This is a genomic window from Bradyrhizobium sp. P5_C11_2 (assembly GCF_054049755.1).
Genome location: NZ_JBFULT010000973.1, coordinates 1 through 1,490, shown reverse-complemented (window position 1 = coordinate 1,490; position 1,490 = coordinate 1). Strand labels below are relative to the sequence as shown.

Genomic DNA, 1,490 nt, shown 5'->3' with positions numbered 1-1,490 from the left:
GCCGGGTGCTGATGCCGGGGCTGATCGATGCGCATTGGCACGCGATGCTGGTGCGTCCGACGCCGGCCGGGGCCCTCGGCGACATCGGCTACAACAATCTGCTCGCCGCCAGTGAGGCGACCGCGACGCTGATGCGCGGCTTCACCACGGTGCGCGACATGGGCGGGCCGAGTTTCGGCCTCAAGCGGGCGATCGACGAGGATCTCGTCGCCGGTCCGCGCATCTATCCCTCCGGTGCCATCATCACCGTCACCAGCGGTCATGGCGACTTCCGGCAGCTCTCCGATCTGCCGCGAACGATCGGCGGCATGCTCAGCCGCATGGAGCAGGTCGGCGGCAGCATGGTCGCCGACAGTCCCGACGAGGTGCGCGTTCGCGCGCGCGAGCAGCTCATGCAGGGTGCCTCGCAGGTCAAGCTCACGGCGGGCGGCGGCGTCGCGTCGCCCTTCAGCCCGCTCGACGTCTCCACCTTCACCGAACCCGAGCTGCGCGCGGCGGTCGAAGCCGCCGACAATTGGGGCACCTATGTCGCCACGCACGCCTATACGCCGGTCGCGATCCAGCGCTCGATCGCAGCCGGCGTGAGATGCATCGAGCATGGTCACCTCATGGACGAGGCGAGCGCCAAGCTGATCGCGGAGAAGGGGATCTGGCTCAGCACGCAGCCGTTCCTGGATGCCGCCGCCGCAAGCGCGCTCGGACCTGCAGAGCAGGACAAGATGCGGCAGGTGGTCACCGGCACCGACCGCGTCTACGCGCTGGCGAAAAAGTACGGCATCAAGACCGCGTTCGGCACCGACGTCCTGTTCTCGAAGGCGTTGGCGGACAGGCAGGGCTCAATGCTGGCCGCGCTCACGCGCTGGTACACGCCGGCCGAAGCGCTGGCCATGGCGACATCGAGCAATGCCGAATTGCTGAGCCTGTCGGGTCCGCGAAATCCCTATCCCGGCAAGCTCGGCGTGGTGGAGGAGGGCGCGCTCGCCGATCTCCTGCTCGTCGACGGCAATCCGCTCGACAACATCAAGCTCGTCGAAGATCCCGCGAAGAACCTTGTGGTGATCATGAAGGGCGGCAAGATCTACAAGAACAGTCTCGCGCGCTGAGGCGCGTGCGTGCACTGACCACATCAGGTGCGCTTGCCAACGCATGATGCCCCAGGAAACCGGATCGCTTCTAGTCCCGATCGTCCGCAACCGGCTTTCGGCGCCGCAAGGTGGCTGCGATTTGAGAGATCGCGATTGGCTTCGGAGGGCTTGTCACAATCTCCGGCCTGTCATCGGACGCATGGCTTCTCAGCGTTTCCAGCACCAGAAAGAATTTCTCGGCTAGCATGAGTCAAGCTCGCTGACGCAGTCATCGTCTCGAAGGACGACAAGATTCGCTGTGAATTCGACCACTTACTGCGCCCGGCGGCAATTTAATTCGTGGGGTCACGGTGGATTGTGACGAACTTTGCCGGTTCCTTGCGTCCGCTGCGTCGTGTGGACGAT

1 protein-coding gene is annotated in these 1,490 nt (G+C 64.8%); it reads left to right on the top strand.

Annotated elements, in window-relative coordinates:
• On the top strand, positions 1-1,103 hold a 1,103-nt coding region (locus ACXJL8_RS40835), incomplete at its 5' end, for a metal-dependent hydrolase family protein (RefSeq protein ID WP_456687014.1).
• Between the last annotated feature and the right edge of the window lie 387 nt (positions 1,104-1,490).